The sequence below is a fragment of the Methanoculleus nereidis genome (genome assembly GCF_032944295.1).
Taxonomy (GTDB): domain Archaea; phylum Halobacteriota; class Methanomicrobia; order Methanomicrobiales; family Methanoculleaceae; genus Methanoculleus; species Methanoculleus nereidis.
Genome location: NZ_JABFFQ010000005.1, coordinates 130,009 through 151,161, shown reverse-complemented (window position 1 = coordinate 151,161; position 21,153 = coordinate 130,009). Strand labels below are relative to the sequence as shown.

General features: G+C 63.4%; 16 protein-coding genes. 7 read left to right on the top strand and 9 right to left on the bottom strand.

All coding sequences use genetic code 11. The features are described 5' to 3' along the window. Positions 1-4: 4 nt before the first annotated feature. Positions 5-1,300 carry a sodium-dependent transporter gene (locus HL657_RS08195; RefSeq protein ID WP_317296333.1) on the bottom strand — a complete coding sequence of 432 codons (1,296 nt, stop codon included), beginning with the start codon at positions 1,298-1,300 and terminating at the stop codon, positions 5-7. A 183-nt stretch (positions 1,301-1,483) separates the two neighbouring features. On the opposite strand from HL657_RS08195, the gene HL657_RS08190 reads away from it, so the two are divergent. The 3 genes from HL657_RS08190 (at position 1,484) to HL657_RS08180 (ending at position 4,318) form a co-directional block, all read left to right on the top strand. Continuing rightward, a complete protein-coding gene (locus HL657_RS08190; protein ID WP_317296332.1) occupies positions 1,484-2,275 on the top strand; it encodes an N-formylglutamate amidohydrolase in 792 nt (263 codons plus the stop codon). 487 nt (positions 2,276-2,762) lie between these two features. Continuing rightward, positions 2,763-4,016 carry a RecQ family ATP-dependent DNA helicase gene (locus tag HL657_RS08185; protein ID WP_317296331.1) on the top strand — a complete coding sequence of 418 codons (1,254 nt, stop codon included), beginning with the start codon at positions 2,763-2,765 and terminating at the stop codon, positions 4,014-4,016. Positions 4,017-4,093: 77 nt separating this feature from the next. Beyond that, a complete protein-coding gene (locus HL657_RS08180) occupies positions 4,094-4,318 on the top strand; it encodes a PspC domain-containing protein (RefSeq protein ID WP_048112285.1) in 225 nt (74 codons plus the stop codon). A 532-nt stretch (positions 4,319-4,850) separates the two neighbouring features. Here the strand turns inward: HL657_RS08180 and uvrB are convergent. The 4 genes from uvrB to HL657_RS08160 all read right to left on the bottom strand — a co-directional run bounded on the left by uvrB (position 4,851) and on the right by HL657_RS08160 (position 11,763). Further along, a complete protein-coding gene (uvrB, locus tag HL657_RS08175) occupies positions 4,851-6,779 on the bottom strand; it encodes an excinuclease ABC subunit UvrB (RefSeq protein ID WP_317296330.1) in 1,929 nt (642 codons plus the stop codon). Continuing rightward, entirely contained in the window at positions 6,776-8,326 is a 1,551-nt protein-coding gene (gene uvrC, locus HL657_RS08170) for an excinuclease ABC subunit UvrC (protein WP_317296329.1), read from the bottom strand. The genes uvrB and uvrC overlap by 4 nt, the downstream gene beginning before the upstream one ends. Further along, positions 8,323-11,127: an excinuclease ABC subunit UvrA gene (gene uvrA / locus HL657_RS08165; protein ID WP_317296328.1), complete on the bottom strand. Its 2,805-nt coding sequence runs from the start codon at positions 11,125-11,127 to the stop codon at positions 8,323-8,325. The genes uvrC and uvrA overlap by 4 nt, the downstream gene beginning before the upstream one ends. 180 nt (positions 11,128-11,307) lie before the next feature. Then, positions 11,308-11,763, bottom strand: a complete 456-nt coding sequence (locus tag HL657_RS08160) for a ferritin-like domain-containing protein (protein WP_317296327.1) — start codon at positions 11,761-11,763, stop codon at positions 11,308-11,310. A gap of 328 nt (positions 11,764-12,091) precedes the next feature. Between HL657_RS08160 and HL657_RS08155 the strand changes: the two genes are divergently transcribed. Further along, positions 12,092-12,817, top strand: a complete 726-nt coding sequence (locus HL657_RS08155) for a DUF5591 domain-containing protein (protein ID WP_317296326.1) — start codon at positions 12,092-12,094, stop codon at positions 12,815-12,817. Between the two features lie 693 nt (positions 12,818-13,510). Here the strand turns inward: HL657_RS08155 and rbcL are convergent. After that, positions 13,511-14,803 (bottom strand): type III ribulose-bisphosphate carboxylase, encoded by a 1,293-nt coding sequence (gene rbcL, locus HL657_RS08150; protein WP_317296325.1) that lies wholly within the window; start codon positions 14,801-14,803, stop codon positions 13,511-13,513. Between the two features lie 140 nt (positions 14,804-14,943). Here rbcL and HL657_RS08145 point away from each other — a divergent pair, with 140 nt between their 5' ends. After that, positions 14,944-15,768 (top strand): alpha/beta hydrolase family protein, encoded by an 825-nt coding sequence (locus HL657_RS08145; RefSeq protein WP_317296324.1) that lies wholly within the window; start codon positions 14,944-14,946, stop codon positions 15,766-15,768. 183 nt (positions 15,769-15,951) lie between these two features. Here the strand turns inward: HL657_RS08145 and HL657_RS08140 are convergent, their stop codons facing one another. Both HL657_RS08140 and HL657_RS08135 read right to left on the bottom strand, forming a co-directional pair. Next, a complete protein-coding gene (locus tag HL657_RS08140; RefSeq protein WP_317296323.1) occupies positions 15,952-16,287 on the bottom strand; it encodes a hypothetical protein in 336 nt (111 codons plus the stop codon). Continuing rightward, entirely contained in the window at positions 16,274-16,597 is a 324-nt protein-coding gene (locus HL657_RS08135; protein WP_317296322.1) for an ArsR/SmtB family transcription factor, read from the bottom strand. Before HL657_RS08135 ends, HL657_RS08140 begins: the two co-directional genes overlap by 14 nt. A gap of 48 nt (positions 16,598-16,645) precedes the next feature. Here HL657_RS08135 and HL657_RS08130 point away from each other — a divergent pair, with 48 nt between their 5' ends. Next, positions 16,646-16,786, top strand: a complete 141-nt coding sequence (locus tag HL657_RS08130; protein WP_317296321.1) for a hypothetical protein — start codon at positions 16,646-16,648, stop codon at positions 16,784-16,786. 554 nt (positions 16,787-17,340) lie between these two features. On the opposite strand, the gene HL657_RS08125 is transcribed toward HL657_RS08130, so the two are convergent. Beyond that, the gene (locus tag HL657_RS08125) at positions 17,341-18,048 is read right to left on the bottom strand and encodes a PIN domain-containing protein (protein ID WP_317296320.1); all 708 of its coding nucleotides are present in this window, start codon (positions 18,046-18,048) and stop codon (positions 17,341-17,343) included. Between the two features lie 187 nt (positions 18,049-18,235). On the opposite strand from HL657_RS08125, the gene HL657_RS08120 reads away from it, so the two are divergent. Continuing rightward, positions 18,236-21,034: a PAS domain S-box protein gene (locus tag HL657_RS08120; protein WP_317296319.1), complete on the top strand. Its 2,799-nt coding sequence runs from the start codon at positions 18,236-18,238 to the stop codon at positions 21,032-21,034. Positions 21,035-21,153: the final 119 nt, after the last annotated feature.

Here is a 21,153-nt window from a genome sequence, read left to right as displayed (position 1 = left end):
CGTTTTACCCCCCAACCCGGAAGAAACTCCCGATCAGCGTGATCAGCAGGATGGCCGGAACGCCGTAGCGGATGAGCGCCATATAGGCCCTCTGCTGCCACCCGCAGCCGCCGATCTCTTCATAGATCCGGGTGCGGTTCATGAACCACCCTCCGACGACGCTCACGATCAGCCCTGCAACGATGAGGCCGATCGTCCCGAACGCATAGTCGGCGAGGTCGAGGAACGGCATTCCGAAAGCCTCGAGGTTCAGGGCGGTGTAACTGAGAGCGGACGGAAGCCCGAGAAGCATGATTGCGGCGAAGACAAGAAGCGTGGCGCGTTTCCGGGGGTAGCCGTAGGAGTCCATCAGCGCCGCTACCGGCACCTCGAGCATGGAGACCGCCGAGGTGAGCGCCGCAGCAAAGAGCATCAGGAAGAAGAGCGCTCCGAGCAGCATGCCGTACCGGATCTCCGTAAAGGCCGTGGGCAGGGTGATGAACACGAGGTTCACCCCGGCTGCGGGATCAAGGCCCGCGGTGAAGACCAGCGGGAAGATCGCGAGCCCGGCAAGGACCGCGATCAGTATATCGGCCCCGGCGATGATGGCGGCGTTCCGGAAGAGGGCTTCTCTTTTGAGGTAACTTCCGAAGGTGAGCAGGATGCCCATGCCCACGGAGAGCGAGAAGAAGGCCTGCCCGAAGGCCGCGATCCAGACGGCAGGGTCGGTCAGCCTCGAGAAGTCAGGAGAGAGGTAGAACCCGATCCCCTCGACTGCTCCGGGCTCTGTGAGCGAGAAGGCCACGAGGAAGAGGAGGATCACGAGAAGGACCGGGATGAGGTATCGGGAGGCTCGTTCGATCCCCTCCCTGACCCCGGACCGCACCGTCACATAGACCGCGAGCCCCGAGAGGAGGAAGAAGGCGAGCGGGAGGTAGGAATCGGTGAACGCACCGAACTCCACCGGCCGGCCGATGACGAAGAAGAGGGCATATGCAAGCACCCAGCTCGCGATCACGAGGTAGTAGCCGAGGATCAGGCTGACGATGGCGACGATCAAGAGGCCTGCGGCGGTGAACCGTTGCCGTATCGACCCAAAAGCGGAGACGACCGACGTCCCTGTGGAGCGCCCGATGGCAAGTTCCAGCACCATCAGGGGGAGGCCGAAGAGGCAAACGGCGATCAGGAACGGGATCAGGAACGCGCCGCCCCCGTTGGCGCCCACGATGTAGGGGAACCGCCAGATGTTCCCGATACCTACGGCTGAGCCGATGCTTGCAAGGATGAACCCCAGCGTTGACGACCACTCTTCTCTTGCCATACCACTCACCGGTTGAGGACGGTTCCCCAGGAGTAAGGAGGCGTTCCGCCTTTATATGCATGCCCGCCCGGGCCCGGCGTATCCCTGACCAATGCGCTTTTGTACCGGGTGCCCTCATACAAGTGCGGTTAGAAGCAGCATGAGCGTCAGTTCCCGGGTCCGCCCCGACGGGGGGAAGACGGATTGAACGGTCCATACCCGTTCCTCATCTCGATCCCCCACAGCGGCACCTCTGTCCCGCCCGAACTCCGCGGTCTCGTTAACCTCACGCGAAAAGAGATCGTCTTCAATAGCGATCCTTACACCCGCCGCATTTACGGGTTCGACGATGCGGTGGAGGCGGTGGTCGACTTCGACGTTTCACGGATCTTCGTCGACACCAACCGGGCGCCCTACGACTACCCGCCGCGGACCCAGGACGGCGTGGTCAAGGTCATCACGCAGGACGGGACGCCGGTGTTCCGGAAGGGCCAGACGCCCGGCAGGGAACTGATAGGAGCGCTTCTGAAGAACTACTACCACCCGTTCCACAAACGGCTGAGCGAGGCGCTCGACACCCGGCCGATCGAGATCGCCTTCGACTGCCACAGCATGCTGCCGCAGTCTCCGCCGGTCCGGATGGACGCCGGACGGCCCCGCCCGCTCTTCTGCCTGAGCAACCGGGGGGACCGGAACGGGAAGCCGAAAACGGCAGGCGGTCTCGTGACCTGCCCGCCGGAGTGGCTCCAGGCGCTCGCCCGGTCGTTCCAGGCGGAGTTCGAGGGGGAGGGCCGGGTTGCGATGAACGATCCCTTCCGGGGCGGGTTCATCTCGGTGGCGCACTACCGGCGCAGAAGGGTCCCCTGGGTCCAGGTCGAGATCAACCGCGGGTTTTACGAGGCCGAAGGGCGCGAGGCCGGCGAGGCACACCTTGCTGAACTCCAGGGGCGGATCTTCTCCGCCGTCGCCGGGTTCTGGGACGAGGTTACGGGGTGAAAACTCAGTGGAAGTTCATTTTGGAGAGACGTTTCTCAAAAACTTTGCTCTATAGAACGTGTCGTGCCACGGTTGCAACGAATCCATAGGTTGATCTTTGCAAGGTTCGCGCGGTTTGCACCTTCGACGCTCATATTTTCCATATCTGGCAATATCCAGTAGCCACAGTGGCACGGATTTCAAGGGGATATCGCCGCAGGGGGAGGGGCTGACGGGGAGGGGGGCATGCCCCCCTCCCCTGTCCCCCCCATTGCGATAGCCACCACGGTCCACTGCATGGGTTCTTTCCTCATTAAGATCGTGTTATTGCCGGTACTCAGACTTTTCAGGTACTTAAAATCTGGATAGTCACACGTCCCTTGATTACACCAGGATCCAGAAGGAGTTCAACAGAGCCAGTCTGAGGATTCATATCAGATCAAGCCGTATTCTGCCGTATTTCCGGGGCCGAAGATACTATGCCGGTAGAGCGCCCACTTATATAGTGATGGATCGCCTGCATCTGCTCCTGCAGCGCTACTTCGGACATACGGCGTTCAACCCCTACCAGCGGGAGATCATCGAAGACCTTCTTGCCGGGCGCGACGTCCTTGCGGTGCTTGCGACCGGAGGCGGCAAATCGCTCTGCTACCAGGTTCCGGCGCTCATGGGCGACGGTGTCGTGCTGGTGATATCGCCGCTCATCGCCCTGATGAAGGACCAGGTTGACGACCTGCAGGCCCGCGGGATCGGCGCGGAAGCGCTGAACTCTTCCGGGTCTTACGCAACGACCCGGCGGATCCTCTCGGAACTCAGCGAAGGCCTCATCCAGATCCTCTACGTCTCGCCGGAGAGGGCGGTCGGCGACGACTTCCTCGACCTTATGGCGTCCCTTCCGGTCACGCTGATCGCGGTCGACGAGGCGCACTGCATATCGATGTGGGGGCACCAGTTCCGCCCGGAGTACCGGTCGCTTGCGGTGCTCAAGGAACGGTTCCCGGATGTGCCGATGGTTGCCCTGACGGCGACCGCGACGCCGGACGTCCGCGACGACATCGTCCGGCAGCTCAACCTTGCGAACCCATCGGTCTACGTCGGGAGTTTCAACCGCGAGAACCTCCGCTACGCCGTTTTCCCGAAGGTTGAGGACGCATACGAACGGCTCCGCGCTTATCTCCGGAGCCGGAGAGGGGATTCCGGGATCGTCTACGTCGCGACCCGGGAGGGGGCCGAGACGCTTGCGGCCCGTCTCCGGGCCGGCGGGATACCGGCGCTCCCCTACCACGCCGGTATGACGGCGGCCACCCGGGCCCGGACGCAGGACCGGTTCATCGGCGGGAAGGTTCCGGTCGTCTGCGCGACGAGCGCGTTCGGCATGGGGATCGATAAGCCGGATGTGCGGTTCGTCGTCCACTACGATATGCCAAAGACCCTCGAGGCCTACTACCAGGAGAGCGGCCGGGCCGGAAGGGACGGCGGCGAGAGCGACTGCATCCTCTACTACAGCGACGACGACGCACGACGCCTCCGGTCGTTCATCGACCGCGATCTTGCGTCCGAGTTCCAGCGCGAGGTCGCACGCTCGAAACTGCAGGGTATGGTGGATTACTGCACCACGACGGAGTGCCGGAGAACGGTGCTCCTCGAATACTTCGGGGAGCGTTTTGAAGGGATCTGCAGCGGCTGCGACGCCTGCGCCCCGGCCGGGAAGGCCCGCTCCGGGCAGCGGAAGCGCGGCACCGCCCGTTCTGCAGCGGGATGAATCGTTGGGTACCGGTGTCCCCCTTCCCGGGGAAACACCTATTATGCATACGGCAAAAGACTTTGCCGGGATTTGTCATGGCAAAGAAGTTAACTCGTTCGACGTCCGACCGGTGGATCGCCGGCATATGCGGCGGTATTGGAGAGTATCTCGAGATCGACCCGAACGTCATCAGGATGATCTGGGTCGTCCTCAGCGTGCTCACGACGGTCTTCCCGGGGGTAATCATTTATATCCTGCTCTGGATCATCCTGCCGGAACAGGGGCAGGCGCGGCCGGTCGAGGCGACGGCCGAGGTGTAAACAAGGACGGGGTGCGGTCCGGAGGCTGCACCTGTTTTTTGTCGAGAGGGGGGGCCGGCTGTGCGTGCCGATGGGCGCTTCACGCTGAGGGAGTTCGGGCGATGTACGTGCTCACGGAGCCTCGATTGAGTTACCTTCTGCTGATGAATGAAACCGACAGGACAGTTTGAAAACCCGGTACACTGGACCGTGGGAGTATCGCCACTGGGGGAGGGGCTGACGGGGAGGGGGGAGCATCCCCCCTCCCCTGTCTCTACCCCAGAAGGCTCTACCTGTGACCCCCACCCCACCCGGCCTCCGGCCTCCTCAGACGCACCTACGGTGCTTCAACTCCGCTCCTAACGGAGCGTCGCACACCGCACCTGCGGTGCTCATGCTCCGCTCTTTCAGAGCATCGCACCCCGCCCCGAGGGGCGGGGGCAGTGCGTGGCGATATCCACTGGAAAGCCGTGTACAGGTAGTAGCCCCGCCACAATGTTTCGAAGCATGAGAGCGCCTGTAAGCGTTCCTTCTCCTCTCACCGCCGGCCCTCCTACCGCGCTTTCCCTTCCTGCAGCTTCTTGATCATATCCCGCAGCGCAATCGCCCGTTCGAACTCCAGGCGCTCCGCCGCCTCCCGCATATCCGCCTCGAGCTCGATGATCAGGTTCGGGACCTCGGACTTCGGGACGTGTTTGATATCGGTGATATCGACCTCTTTCTCGCGGATCGGTTTTACGATCGTCTGCGGCGTGATGCCGTGCCGGACGTTGTAGTCGAGCTGCATCGCCCGCCGGCGCCCGGTCTCGGCCATCGCCTTCTTGATGGAATCGGTCATGGTGTCGGCGTAGAGCACGACCTTTGCGTTGACGTTTCGAGCGGCCCGCCCGATCGTCTGGACGAGGCTTCTCGCGTCGCGGAGGAACCCCTCCTTGTCGGCGTCGAGGATGCCGACGAACCCCACCTCGGGGATGTCGAGCCCCTCCCGCAGGAGGTTGATCCCGACGAGGACGTCGTACTTCCCGAGGCGGAGCTGCCGGATGATCTCCGTCCGCTCGATGGTGTCGATCTCCGAGTGGAGGTAGCGGGTCTTGATCCCCTGCTCAGCGAGATACTCCGAGAGCTCCTCAGCGAGCCTCTTGGTAAGGGTCGTCAGCAGTATGCGGTCGCCGCGGTCAATGGTGGCCCGGATCTCGGCCATCACGTCCGGGATCTGCCCCTCGATCGGCCGGACCTCGACCGCCGGGTCCACAAGTCCCGTGGGCCGGATGATCTGCTCCGCAACGCTCGAGCGCTTCAGTTCGTAGTCTCCCGGGGTCGCCGAGACGAAGATGACGTTTCGCATGTAGCCCGAGAACTCGTCGAACTTCAGCGGCCGGTTGTCGAACGCCGACGGGAGCCGGAAGCCGTAGTCCACGAGCGACTTTTTCCGCGAGTAGTCGCCGTTGTACATCCCGCGGACCTGGGGCAGGGTCTGGTGGCTCTCGTCGATCACCATCAGGAAGTCCTCCGGGAAGTAGTCCAGCAGGCAGTAGGGCTGCTCCCCGGCCTTCCGCCCGTCGAAGTGGCGGGAGTAGTTCTCGATCCCCTTGCAGGTCCCGGTCTCGCGGATCATATCGATGTCGTAGAGTGTCCGCTGGCGGAGGCGGTGCGCCTCGAGCATGTCGAGGTTCGGGAGCCACTCCTCGAGTTCCTGCTCGATCGAGACGATCGCCCGCTCTTTCGCCTCCTCCGGGGCGACGAAGTGCCTCGCCGGGTAGACGAAGAAGTAGTCCATCGCCTCGAGCCGTTCGCCCGAGGTTTTGTCGATCTCGCTGATCCGGTCGACCTCGTCCCCGAAGAGTTCGATGCGGATGATGTTGTTGAAGTAGCCGGGGACGATATCGATGGTGTCGCCCTTCACGCGGAATCGGCCCGGCATGAGCTCGATGTCGTTTCGCTCGAACTGGATGTCGACGAGCCGCCGGATGATGTCGTCCCGCCGCATCCGGTCGCGGACCTTCACCTCGAACCCCATCCCCTGGAAGTTCGCGGGGTTCCCGAGACCGTAGATGCAGGAGACCGAGGCGACGATGATGGTGTCGGGGCGGGAGAGAACCGAGGCCGTGGCCGCAAGCCGCATCTGCTCGATCTTGGGGTTGATCTGGGCGTCTTTCTCGATATAGAGGTCGCGCTTCGCGATGTAGGACTCGGGCTGGTAGTAGTCGTAGTAGGAGACGAAGTACTCCACCCGGTTATCGGGGAAGAACGACTTGAACTCGTTGTAGAGCTGGGCGGCAAGCGTCTTGTTGTGCGCGATGACGAGGGTGGGCTTCTGGACCTCCTCGACGACGTTTGCTATCGTAAACGTCTTCCCCGACCCCGTGACCCCGAGGAGGGTCTGGTACTGCTCGCCGCGGGAAAGGCCGTCGGTGAGTTTTTGGATAGCGTCGGGCTGCGAGCCGGTCGGCTTGAAATCCGCCTTGAGGTGAAATGCCGTCATGGTACCACCGTCTTCTTCCTGAGTGTTCTGTGATACGTGATCGCGAACCGGTGCGCCTCGTCGCGGATCTCCTGGAGGAAGAGCGACGCCTTCTCGTGCCGCTCGAGCGGCAGGGGGTGGGAGAAGCCCGGCACGAAGACCTCCTCCTCGCGCTTCGCGATCGCCGCGATCGGAACTCTGACGCCGAGATCTCTCAGCACCGCGGTTGCCGCCGCAAGCTGTCCCTTCCCGCCGTCGATGAGGATCAGGTCGGGGAACTCGCCGCCCTCCTTCTGGAGCCGCGAGTAGCGCCGGCGGACCACCTCGGCGATGGCCGCGAAGTCATCGACGCCCTCGACCGTCCGTATCCGGAATCGCCGGTAGTTCCGTTTGTCGGGCTTCCCCCAGAGGAACCGGACCATCGAGCCCACCATCGCCGTCCCGGAGAGGTGGGAGATGTCGAAGCACTCGATCGCGACGGGGAGGTCCGGGAGGTGCAGCCGGCGTTTGAGTTCGTCAAGTTTGATCCGGTCGCCGAAGAACGCGATCTCGACGTTCTTTTTGACCAGGTCGAGCAGGTTCTTCTTCTCGCCGCGCTGCGGCACGACCGTCCGGACCCTGCCGCCCCGGAGGTGGGAGAGGTAGCCGGCGACCGCGTCGTCGACCGGCACGGGCAGGAGCACCTCCTCCGGCGGGTCGTGGTCGGCGTAGTAGCGGACGAGGAACTCCTCCAGGAACCCCTCCGTCTCGTCGAAGGTGTACTCGCGCTTCCCGGCAAGCGTTCCCCGGTCGACGTTGAAGAGCATCAGAAAGACGGTTCCCTCGCTCACGATATAGTTGACGATATCCTCGTTGTAGGTCTTCTGCCGGTCGACGTGCTGGCGTTCGCGCAGCCCCTCGAGTGCCGCGATCTGGTCGCGGAGCTCCATCGCCCGCTCATACTCCTGCCGCTCTGCCGAGGCCGCCATCTCCTCGCGGAGCGTCCGGATGAGCCCGGCGATATCCCCTTTCAGGACCGCCTCAGCCCTCCTGACCCGTTCCCGGTATTCGTCCTCGCCGATCCTCCCGGTACAGGGGGCGCTGCACGAACCTATGTGCGCCCGGAGACACGGACGCCGGGGGAGGCGCCGACACGACCGGAGCCCGAAGAGTGATTTCAACAGCCGGAGGAGGTCTTCGCGCTCCCGTGCGGAGACGAACGGCCCGTAGTACCGGCCGTTCCCGTCGGGCTGGCGGGCGGTGTGAACCCGGGGATAGGGCTCGTCGGTGATGTGGATGTAGGCGTACCGCTTCGCGTCCTTGAGGTCGATGTTGTACTTCGGCTGGTGCTTCTTGATCAGGGTGTTCTCGAGGATGAACGCCTCGACCTCGGTGTCGGTGACGATGAAGTCGAGGCCGGCGATCGCGGCGACGAGGCTCTCGGTCTTCCGGTCGAGGTCGTGCCGGGAGAAGTAACTCGATACGCGCTTCTTGAGGTTCTTCGCCTTCCCGACGTAGATGATGGCCCCCTCCCTGTCGGAGAAGAGGTAGCAGCCGGGCTCGGTCGGAAGATTCTGGGTATCGATCATGGCTTCTTGAGGATCTCCTTTAAGAACTCACCCGTGTAGCTCCCATTGACCAGGGCGACCTCCTCGGGGGTTCCCGTCGCGACGACCTCGCCGCCGGCGTCCCCGCCCTCGGGGCCGAGGTCGATGATGTAGTCGGCCGACTTGATCACGTCCAGGTTGTGCTCGATCACGACCATCGTGTTCCCCCGGGCCACCAGGTCGTCGAGGACCGCGATCAGGTTCTTCACGTCGTGGAAGTGCAGCCCGGTCGTCGGTTCGTCGAGGAGGTAGATCGTCTTCCCCGTGGCCCTTTTTGCGAGCTCCCGGGTCAGCTTGATCCGCTGCGCCTCGCCGCCCGAGAGGGTGGTGGAGCTCTGGCCGAGTTTGATGTAGCCGAGCCCGACCCTAGAGAGGGTGTCGAGCCTGTTCCTGATCGAGGGGACGTTCTCGAAGAGGGCCAGTGCCTCCTCGACGCTCATGTCGAGGACGTCCGCTATCGACCTGCCCCGGTACTTCACCTCGAGGGTCTCGCGGTTGTAGCGCGCCCCCTTGCACTCCTCGCACTCGACGTAGACGTCGGGGAGGAAGTTCATCTCGATCTTGATGAGCCCGTCGCCCTGGCAGGCCTCGCACCGCCCGCCTTTGACGTTGAACGAGAACCGGCCGGGCTTGTAGCCCCGGACCTTCGCCTCCTTCGTTTCGGCAAAGATCTTGCGGATCTCATCAAAGACCTTGGTGTAGGTCGCCGGGTTCGAGCGCGGCGTCCGCCCGATGGGGCTCTGGTCGATGACGATCACCTTGTCCAGGTCGTCGTCGAAGACGAGGCCGTCGTATTTCCCCGGAGGCTCCCGGGAGTTGTGGAGTTTCTGCATCAGCGCCCGGTAAAGCGTCTCGTAGATGAGCGTGGACTTCCCCGACCCCGAGACGCCGGTGACGACCGTCAGGACGCCGATGGGGATATTTGCGTCGATGCCCTTCAAGTTGTTCTCCCGGCAGCCCGCAAGCCGGATGAACCGGTCGCTCCTCCGGCGCTCAGCGGGGACATCTATCTTCAGGTCGCCCGCAAGGTAACGCCCCGTAAGCGATGCCGGGTTTCCCGCGATGGCGTCCGGCGGCCCTTCCGCGACGATCTCGCCGCCGTGGAGCCCGGCCCCGGGCCCCATGTCGACGACCCAGTCGGCGCTCCGGATGGTGTCTTCGTCGTGTTCGACCACGACGAGGGTGTTGCCGAGGTCGCGGAGGTGCTGCAGGGTCTCGAGGAGTTTTCGGTTGTCGCGCTGGTGCAGCCCGATGGAGGGCTCATCGAGGACGTAGAGCACCCCGGTCAGGTTCGACCCGATCTGTGTTGCAAGGCGTATCCGCTGCGCTTCCCCGCCCGAGAGGCTGCCGGCGCTCCGCGAGAGGGTCAGGTAGCCGACGCCGACCTGCTCCAGGAACGCGAGCCGGGCGATGATCTCCTTTAAGATCTGCTTCGCAATCTCGCGCTGGCTTTCGGTGAGGTCCAGCGTCCGGAAGAACGAAAGCGCTCCCGTGACCGAGAGGTCGGTGACCTCGACGATGGACTTCCCGGCGACCTTCACGGCGAGGACCTTCTCTTTGAGCCTCTTGCCCCCGCACTTCGGGCAGGGGAGGATCCGCATGAACTTCTCGAGTTCGCGGCGGCGGTACTCCGACTGGGTCTGGTTGTAGAGCCGCTCGGCCTGCGGGGCGAGGCCTTCCCACGTCCCGGAGTGCGACCACGAGTCCCCGTTCCTGGTCCGCATCGAGAGGCGGAGGTGCTCGGGTGAGCCGAACATCAGGGCCTTATACTGCCGCTCGGTGAGGTCTTTGATCGGGGTTAAGACCGAGAATCCGAAGTGTTTTGCGACGGCGCCGAGGTACTGGCTCCGGTAGCCGTCGAGGAAGTTCCGGTAGAGCATGACGGCACCGTCGGCGATGGACTTGCTCCTGTCCGGGATGATCAGGTCCGGGTCGAACTCCATCTTGATCCCGAGCCCGTTGCACTCCTCGCAGGCGCCGAACGGGCTGTTGAAGGAGAACATCCGGGGCTGGAGTTCCTCGAACGCAATCCCGCAGATCGGGCAGGCCATGAGCGCCGAGCAGGTCTCCTCGTTGCCGTCCTCGTCGACGGCGATGACGAGGCCTTCTGATTTCTTAAGGGCGTTCTCGATCGCCTCGACGAGCCTTGAGCGTTCGTCGACGGAGAGCCGGTCAATGACCACGTCGATGTCGTGCTTGCGGTAGCGCTCGAGGGTGATCTCCTCGTCCGTCCGGTGGATCTCGCCGTTGACCCGGACCCGGGCGTAGCCTTCCCGGTCGAGGTCTTTGAAGACCTGCTGGTAGGTCCCCTTCTTCTGCCGGACGACCGGGGCGAGGATGGTGACCGTCCCGGCCATCGTCCCGGCGATGTGGTCGGCGATCTTCTCCGGCGACTGGGCTTCGATGGGGATATGGTGCTCCGGGCAGAACGGCGTCCCTATCCGGGCAAAGAGGAGCCGGAGGTAGTCGTAGATCTCGGTGACCGTGCCGACGGTGCTCCGGGGGTTCTTGGACGTCGTCTTCTGCTCGATGGAGATGGCGGGCGAGAGCCCGTCGATGCTGTCGACGTCCGGCTTTCGCATCAGGCCGAGGAACTGCCGTGCATACGCGGAGAGCGACTCCACGTAGCGCCGCTGCCCTTCGGCGTAGATGGTATCGAAGGCAAGCGTGGATTTGCCCGATCCGGACACCCCGGTGAGGACGATGAGCCGGTCGCGCGGGAGTTCGACGGTGATATTGTTGAGGTTGTGCTCCCGCGCCCCCTTGATGGTGATCTTCTTCATTCTCCTGTCCTGATAACTTGATCTTCTGAGCTCATAGGCATTTGCGATCCAAAATTTTTAAATACTACCCGGGCGTTTCGCCCGCGACCGGGACCATCCCGGTGAGAGAACAGGTCTCCTTTCGCAGGGGCGGGGAGGACCCGCCCTGCGAGGAAAGATGACGTGAAGGGGCGGTGGCGGTTACCACGCCTCAGGGTATGCCATGTTGGTGTAGATGTCTTCGAGCCGGGCCTTGTGCCCCTTCTCCATGTTTGCGAGCTGGACAAAGACCGTCTGCTGCTCTGCATCCGCGGAGGCGGCGGCAAGCTGCGTGTACATCTGGGCAGCCTGGAGTTCTTTCTTGATGGCAAGGACCAGGCCGTCGAGCGGCTTCATATCGACCGAGAGCTCGGGCTCTTCGATGGAGTCGGTGATCTTGTAGTCCCTGGCCGCGACAAAGTGCATCTGATTTACATCGCGGAGCAGCAGACCCTGGAGGTACTCCCGGTGGCCCTTCTCGTCCTCGGCAAGGTCGAGGAAGAGCGTCTTCAGGTTTGCATCCTTCACCCTGTCGGCGACCGACCTGTAGAAGGTGTACGACTCTACTTCGCTGTCGATAGCGTTCGTGATGATCTTCTGGAAGTCTTCGGAGTTCATGGTTCATATCTCCTTTTTTCATTAAGGTCTCCGGCCCGGGGGCCGGCTGGATGATTGGTTCGTAATTATACGAACTAAACACACCATTGTGGGTGCAAATATTTACATCTTTCTCTTTTAACCCGGCTTCCGGCCGTATCCCTCCCCCATGGGCGGAAGGGGCGTCCAGGAAGCCTCCACGGCATCATTCCCTCTGTTCTGCCGGCGCGCTTCATGCAGCGACCCACGGCTTTCGCGCCCGGGCCGGGCCCTGATACCGGCACCAGGAAGGGTCAGGTTTTTGCAGTTCCCGGGCCAACGCTCTACCCTCAACGGGGAAGACTTTTTCATGCGGGAAAAGCGGATAGTGCCGGGTGCGGGCGCGCCCCGGCGGGTGGCCAGGATCGTGCAGGACCGGCACGGGAACGATATCGAGCTATTCGACCCGCCGTTCTACCGGAGGGAGTTCGAGGACGCCTACCGGTTCATCATCGACGACTACCGGGTGGCGCAAAGAGAGATCGCCCTCTTCCTCCCTTGCGCCGTGCGGAAACCCTACAGCCAGAGCCCGAGCCATAAACTCTTCCGGCGGATCATCGACGGCGTCCTCGCCCCGACCGACTACCATATCGTCATATTCGGCACCTGCGGGACCGTGCCTGCGGAGCTCGAGGGCATGTACCCCTACCGGAACTACCACTACATGCTCGGCAAGACCACGGACGAGCGGGTCCGGCGGGACTTCCACCGGATCGAGGTCTACCGGCTGAAGGGCTATCTTGAGAAGACCCGGGACACCTACCGGCACCGGCTCGCCTACTGCATCGGGCCGTTTCGGAAGGCGATGGTCGAGGCCGCAGAGGAGACCGGGATCGCTGTCGACCTGCTCCCCTCCGACCCGATGATCGAGCGGCTCTACGACATCGACTGCCCCTTCCCGGAGGGCAGCCTCTCGATGCAGGGCTACATCGACGAGTTCCGCGAGGGGCTCGAGAGGCTGGCGGGGATGATACGCGCCGGGGAGACGACGGCTCCGGAAGGGTGCCCGGAGCGGCAGGGTCCGGCGAGGGCGTGAGAGGACTCGGAAAAGAGCACTTTTTTCGGAGGGACAGAACACCGAAAGTTTCTGATTGCCTGGGAACTTTGAATTGCGCCTGATCACCCCCCACCCCACCCGCGCTTCGCGCTCCTCCCCCGCGCCCCCAAGGGGGGCGGGGGCAGTGCGTGGCGATACCAGGGGAAATCGGTTGATGGGGCTACGTGGTAGTGGCAAGGCTGATCTGCAAAACAAAGACTGTTGTACGTAAAAGTCGTGGTTAAGTAGGAGACAGATCCTGTTCATCCGCGGTTCCGGGCACGGCTTCCGTGGGAGTATCGCCCCTGGGGGGGTGGGGCTGACGGGGAGGGGTCTCCCCCTCCCCTGTCTTGCGCAAAGATCCGAACACCTCATTACCCCACCCCTCCCGGCCTCCAGCCTCCTCACCCGCACCTTCGGTGCTCGAACTCTCGTCCTACAGACAGTCGTTCCCCACACCACGGGCCGGGGGCAGTGCATGGCGATAGCCCCACGTAAACCATCCACGCGATCTCGACTGGCGGAGGGTGCAAGTCACACCGGCCAAAACAGTGGTTGGGATGAGTTACAGGATAACCCAAACCCGTTTTCTCCCGAGTTGTCCCCGTGCAGTGGACCGTGGGAGTATCGCCATGGGGGTGGGGCTGACGGGGAGGGGGTGTGCCCCCTCCCCTGTCTCAAAACCAGACCCCCTCACTTCGGCTTATAATACCCCCACTTCTCGAGGGCTTCCCGGAGCGCCGCGGCCTTCTTCGCCTTCTCGTCGAGCGTCTCCCCGTCCTGCCAGGCCTCGACCGCCTGCATGGCGGCCTCCGCGCCGGCCCGCGTCCCCTTCGGGTGGCCATGGATGCCCCCGCTGACGAGGAGGACGAGTTCGGTGCCGTAAATATCAAGGACGTCCGGCACGAGCCCGGGGTGAAGGCCGCCCGACGAGACGGGGAAAGCGCTCTTGATATCGCCCCAGTCCTGGTCGAGGGCCATGTGGTCGACGGCGTTCGTGTGCTTCTCGCGGAGCACGTCCGCAAGCACCGTGGCTTCCGCCCGGGTGCCGACCAGCTTCCCCACAGCGGTTCCCGTGTGGATCTGCGAAACACCGATAAGCCGCATCATCTTCGCCAGGAACTGCATCGTGATCCCGTGCCGCTCGTCCCGGTCGAAGGCCGCGTGCATCGCCCGGTGGGCGTGGATGGCAAGCCCGAGGTCGGAGCAGTAGTCCCGGAGGGTCGCGACGGCGGCGGTTCCGGCGACCACGACGTCGATCATGGCGTAGTTCCAGCCATAGTCCGCGAGCATCTTCGCCCGCTTCTCCATCGTCTCGGTATCGGCCGTGATGTTGATGAACGCAGACTTTTTCTCGCCGGTCTCCTGCTCGGCCTTATCCCGCATCTTCGCCATCGCCCGGACGCGGTCCTCGAACCGGTTGAACGGGTGGGACGTCAGGTTCTCGTCGTCCTTGACGAAGTCGAACCCGCCCATCCAGGTCTCGTAGCCGACCTCGGCGTGCTCTTCGGCGGTGAAGCCCACCTTCGGTTTCGGGACCGCGCCCGTAAGCGGCCGCCCCCGGACCTTCATCATATCCCGGATCCCCTCCATCCCGAAGTGCGGCCCCTTGAAGTGCCGGAGGTATTCGGCCGGGAGCGAGGCGTCGATCAGCCGGAGGCAGTCGAGCGCCTTCATCCCGAAGACGTTCCCGGCAATCCCGCTTAAGAGCTGGGGTGCGTTCCCCTCCTCCCAGAGGGCCAGGGGGTAGGCGATCTTCACGTAGTTCCCCTCGATCTCGAACGCCTTCGCCTGGAGGTCCCGCATCCGGGGCGGCAGGGTAAAGAGCGTCGTCCAGGTTCCGGTCGAGCTCTCCGACGCGATCCTCCCGACCGCCTCCTCCCTGCTGATCCCCTCCGCCGGCTCGAAGTAGTAGAGGGCTACGAGCTCGTCCGGGCCGGGAGTGTGGTTTAAATCAACAAACTCTTCGTACCAGTCAATCGCCATGAAATCACCTCTTGAAGGAAAGGGTTCCCGGGTAGAAAAACCTTCCATTCGGAGCAGGGTAAAGAACGCTGGAATCACTTTCTCCCCGCAGGCGCCAGGTTTATCTGCCGGCGGGTCGAGAGGAAAGCAGAAGGAGTCTTATGGAACGAACCGCCGATAATTTGCGCCCGCTCTTCGATTACGACGCGGGAAAACCGCCCGCGATCGAGGTTGCCGCCGAGATCTCAGTCAGCGACCTGACCTACCAGACTGCCCCGGATCGGGGGGTCCGGGCCTACCTGGTGGCCCCGGCGGGAACCGGGCCACGGGCCGCCGTCCTCTTCCTCCACCCGGGACTCGGTTCCCGCGCCACGTTCCTCGCCGAGGCCGTGGCCCTTGCCGGGATGGGTGCGGCCTCCCTGCTCGTCGACGCTCCCTGGGCCGCCGATACGGCAGCAGCCTGGGGTCAGGCAGTCACGGATCCCGAGGAGGCCGTGCGGGAGCATACCCGGACGGTGATCGACCTTCGCCGGGGGATAGATCTCCTCGTAGCGCAGCCGGGCGTCGATCCGGGCCGGATCGGGTTCGTGGGCCACAGTGTCGGGGCGCTTTTCGGGGCGGTGCTCGCCGGCGTCGATCGGCGTCTTCGAGCCGCCGTCCTGATGGCGGGCACCGGAAGGTTTGTCGATGTCGCCGCGGTGAACCTGCCCGACCTGCAGGGCGAGAAATTCGAGCATTACCGCCGGACGCTCGCGGATATCGACCCGGCCGTCTGGGTCGGCCGGGCCGCACCCACCCCGCTCTTCTTCCAGGCCGCTCTTCGCGACGAGTTCTTCACGGAGGAGCAGGGCCGGGAGTTCTTCGAGCAGGCGAGCGACCCAAAGTCGCTCGAATGGTACGACGCGGGCCACTACCTTGACGAAGCGGCCCGCCGCGACCGTATCGCGTGGCTCGCCGGGCGGCTCTCGCTGGACGGCTCCCGGTAGCGGCTCTACGGTGCCGGGTTGCTACAAAATCAATTCTTTGTCATAAATGGTAAACATTATTATGTGAAGAGTTCTTACTACTACGTGGCCAGGCGACGATGGAACCTGCCTGCGCCTCGTCCATCTACCCTGCGACGCGCTGCTGCACGTCCGTCATACACCCACCCAATCACTTTTTAGGACTCACTCGGAGACCCCGTCGAGGACCTTCTCGATCCTGTCCACCTTCGCCTCGATCCGCTCCATCGATTGCCGAAGCATCTGGAGTTCCCCGCCGGCCGCACCGCTCTTCTGTCCCGCCGCACTCGCGATCTGGTCTTCGATCCACTCCTTGAGCCTTACGACGATGATGAAGAGCAGCGTGAGGACGATGAGCACCTCGACGATCCAGACGGACCCACCGATCATGGTAAGCCAGAACTCCGAGCCGGCTGCGGCACCGACCAGGCTGATCACGAGCAATACAATAACGGCGCCCCACAGCGCCTTCAGGTAGAGTTTCCACCTATCCTGTTTCATCCTTCGACCTCTTTAGCGACGTAATGACATCCAGGTTCAGCACCACCTCAAACGGCACCGCCCGGTAGCACCTCCGGAGGTACGGCGGCTCATCCGACGTCCGGCTGGCCCCCTCCGCGAGACCGAGCTTCTCGAGCTGCCGGAGATAAATGGCGGCCAGTGGGCGCGATATGCCGAGTTCTTCGGCTATCTCGCGGGCATACTTCTCTTCGGCCGCGATCGCCCCGAGTACGGCAAGCCGCTGCTCGTTCCCGAGCAGGGAGAGCAGCCGCGCCAGTTCGGGAAGGGTGCTGAAATACAATGTCAACATGTGTTTATTATTTTTTACACATATCAATCTTCCCGTACGAAGCCCCGCATGGGAAAGGAGATCGACCGGGAGAAGTACGCGTTGAAGGTGCTCCGCGGCGATTTTGCGAACCTTCCCTCCGCCGCCGGGGGTTCGCCGGCCGATCGCGCGAAGGCGGCCATTCGTGCAGCGGATACATGGAACGGATAACAGCCGGGGAGAATGCCGGGGGTGTGCCGCCCCCGGGATCATCTCAGTGGATCAGGATAGGTGGGTTGTAGGAGAGCCACTCGAATGGCGGAGGGGCGCCGCCCCCCATGTTACGCATTCTCCCCGCCGGCGTCGCAGGACCCGTCCGGGAGTGCATCCGGTTCCGGGCCCGGCCGTTTGCATCGATGGCATCTGCGTGTGCACCGTCGTTTGCCGGTGCCCCCCGCACCCGGCCTATTCAGGGCAACCGTCTGAGTACATGCCTGTGTGGTCCTGCCCGTTGCGGGTGCCGGGAGAGCCGCTCCGGGCCAGGTGATCGCGCTGCCCCTGCGGTGGGAATGATTCCGCACCGGCAAACAACAGTCGGCCCGGCCAGCGATATATTGCTACGGCAGCTGCGGTGGAAGCGTTGAACCGCCCGGTTCAATGCTTGCGAGCCCCGCCTCTCCGCCGGCAGCGCTCCGGTTCCCGGTCTAAAAGGCTCTCCCGATCAATCCCCATGCAGATGGATGCACGGGCAATATGCCGTCCGGTTTCACTATCTTGATGGACCTTCACCCTGAGTTTACTATGTTCCGGCCTTCGAACGATACCAGCGCCGGCGACGGCGGCCTGCCGACGAGTGCCAGGGCGTCGGATACGCGGTCGGTGATCGTCAGGGCGCTGCCGGTCCTCTCCCGGTACTCCTGGACGAGGTAGGCGGTATGGTTGCGGTACGTCCGGTCCCGGGTTACGAAGAGCAGGTCGTCTTCGAGGTTTGCAAGCAGCGTCTCCCAGATGAGTTCGTCGCCGATGGTATCCTTGCCCGTGCTCTTTGGGGGGTTGCCGAGAAGTTTGCGGCGGTGCGCCCGCGCGACGAGTTCGTCGGTCCGGTGGATGATTCGCACGGCAGGGTCGCCGGAAAGGCCGAGGAATGCCCGGGCGACCGGGTCGGCGGCGGGGTCTGCGATCATCGCCGCGATATCGCCGTAGAGGGCGCCGACCGCCCGGTTGTACTCCTCCCCCGCGCGCTGGAGGTCGGCGGCCTTCGGGTTTACCCGGATGATGGCCGGCAGGCGGACCTCGCCGGTCTCCCGCCTCCGCACGTCGTCCGCTATCCGGTCGAGGATCCGGGACCGGTTGCGAAGGAACTCGTCGAGGATGATGTCGGGAACGACGAGATGTGCGGCAAGCGCCCTGATATCCGCAACGATCTCTTCCGGGTCTTCGTCGGACTCGTAGAGCTCGAGAAAGAGGTTCGTATCAATGCATACGATCGTCATGGGATCGGTGGATGATTACCACCGGGCGTGAAAATAATTTCCGGCACCGGTGCCGGGGGCCCTTGCTGTATGTCTTATTCGTTGAATAAAGCCCAAATTTCCCCTAATTTCCTGCAAATCCGGCCAGAACTCCGAATCACAACGTTTAAGGTTCGTATCAACCACCCTTCCATACCTGAGTGGGCGCATGTTCCGTATTCTCGCAGTTGACGACGAACCGATGTTTCTCGAACTGAGCAGGATCTATCTGGAGCAATCCGGGGACCTGCGGGTCGAGACGGCGACGTCACCGCTGCAGGCTCTCGACATGCTCTCGAACGCCTCGTACGACGCCGTCGTTGCCGACTACGAGATGCCGGAGATGAACGGCGTCGCGTTTTTAAAAGAGGTTCGCCGACGGGGCATGGAGACACCGTTCATCATCTTTTCCGGCCGGGGCTGCGAAGAGGTCGTCATCGAGGCGCTCAACAACGGGGCGGACTTCTACCTCCAGAAAGACGGCGGCAACCCCCCCGCCCGGTTTGCCGAACTCCAGAATATGATCCTTCATGCGGTCAGGCGAAGACGGGCCGAGGAGGAGGTGCAGCGGGCCGGAGACCTGTATCGGAGCGTGTTTGAGCATACCGGCTCGGCCACCATCATCATCGAGGGCGATATGACGATTGCCCTTATCAACAGCGAGGCCGCCCGCCTTTCCGGCTACTCACGGGAGGAGGTGGAAGGAAAGATGTCCTGGATGACGTTTGTCGCTCCACAGGACCTGGAGCGGCTGGCGAACTATCACCGGCAACGGCGGATAGACCCCGTATCGGTGCCGCGGACATACGGGTTTCGGCTGGTCGACCGGGCCGGGAGAGAGAGGGATATGCACCTGACGATCGGCGACATCCCCGGGACGGACCGGTCCGTCGCGTCGATGATCGACATCACCGACCGAAAGCAGTTCGAGGAGGAGCTGAACGCGGCGCACGAGCAGATAACCGCGGCGTTCGAGGAGGTGAAGGCGAGCCAGGAGTCGCTCGCGGCGCAGTACCACCAGATGGAGGATTACCAGGCAAACCTCCGGGGCATCATAGACTTTCTTCCCGACCCGACGTTCGTGCTCGACCGCACAGGGAAGGTGACCACCTGGAACCGGGCAATCGAGGCGCTGACCGGCGTCCCAAAGGGCCGGGTCATCGGTTCAGGTCCGGAAGCTGTCGTCAGGACGATGCCCGGGCTGCAGCCCCCGCTGCTTGCAGAGACCGTCCTCTCCCGAGGAGGTGGGGAGACCCTCACCCGGGAAGTCCGTATCACTTCGCCCCGCACCGGAAAGGAGGTCTGCCTCTGGGGGAAGGCGTCTCCGCTCTACGATGCGCAGGGGATCTTCTCGGGCGTTATCGCGTCGCTCCGGGACATCACCCAGCGAAAGCGGATGGAAGCGGAGATCCAGAACAGGATCGACCTTGAACGGGTGGTGAGTTCGATCTCTGCACGGTTCATCGCCCTGGACCTGGCGGACCTTGAAGATGCTCTCGAAGAGACGATCCGGATGCTGGGGTCGCTCCTCGATGTCGACCGGAGTTACATCTTCCGCTTCTCCGCCGACCTCACCCGCGCGGAGAACACCCACGAGTGGTGCGCGGAGGGGGTCGAGCCGCAGCTTGATGTGCTGCAGAACCTGCCCTCCGCCATGGTCTCCTGGGGGGTGGCGCAGGTCAGGGCACAGAGGACGATCTGCATTCCCGATGTGACCGCTCTCCCGGCAGAAGCGGCGGCGGAGCGCGACTTCCTCCTGGGATACGGGGTCGTGTCGATCGTTCTCGTGCCGATCGCGACCGCCGACGAGATCTTCGGGGTCATCGGGTTTGAGACCACCCGCAGGAAGCGGGCCTGGTCGGACGAGGACATCACGCTGCTTGAGGTCGTCGGCAACCTCTTCACTGACCTCTTCTCGCGGATTCAGTCGCAGGAGCGGCTCGGCGAGAGCGAAGAACGGTTCAGGAGCCTCGTGGAGCAGTCGCACGACTGTTACATCCGTGCGGTCCTGGAACCGCTGGCGATCGAGTACATCAGCCCTTCGTGCGAGAGCCTGACCGGCTACACCCCGGAGGAGATCCTCGGCGATCCGCAGTTCATCAGGCGGCTGATCCATCCCGAGGACCGGGAGACGTTCCTTGCCCTGGGGCGGGAGCGGGGCAGATGCGCCGCCCGGCCGTATGTCTTCCGGGTGCGCCAAAAAGACGGGCGCTACATCTGGGTTGAGGCCTGTACGATCCCGGTCTACGGGAGCAACGGGCACCCGGTCGCGATCGATTACGCGATCCACGACATCACCGCCTGGAAACAGACCGAGGCGGCGCTCATCCAGGCCAACAAGAAACTCACCCTGATGAACAGCATCGTGCGGCACGACATCGTAAACCAGGTCACGGTGGTGCTCGGGAACATCGGCCTCCTCCAGGAGCAGCCGCTTGATCCGGACGTCGTCGCCGCCTTCGATAAACTGCAGGCCGCCGTCAAGATCATACAATCGCAGATCGAGTTCACGCGGGATTACCAGGATCTCGGCGTCCGGGCGCCCCGGTGGTCCCCCATCGAGCCCCTGGTCACGGCGGCGGCAAAGACGCTCCGGGTGACCGGTATCCGGGTTACCACCGAACTCAACGGGCTCTCTATCTACGCCGATCCGCTCCTCTCGTCTGTCTTTTACAACCTCCTGGAGAATGCCATGCGGCACGGCGGAACCGTGACCGAGGTCAGGGTCACGGTCGTGCCGGACGGGGGCGGGGCACGGATTGTCTGGGAAGACAACGGGGTCGGCGTCCCTGCCGAGCACAAAGAACAGATATTCGAGCGGGGTTTCGGGAGCCACACGGGACTCGGACTCTTTCTGGTCAAAGAGGTCCTCTCGATCACCGGGATCACCATCAGCGAGAACGGGACGCCGGGCGCCGGGGCGCGGTTCGAGCTGGCGGTCCCGGAGGGCAACGTCCGGTTTGAGTAAGGGAGCGCCGAAAAAAAGCAGTCGGGTCCGGCCCTGGTGCATCGTGTCCTCTTATTTTAGGTATCTATGGCATGTGCCGGGACGGGCACCATGGGTGGCGCTATCGGGGAGCAACGCCT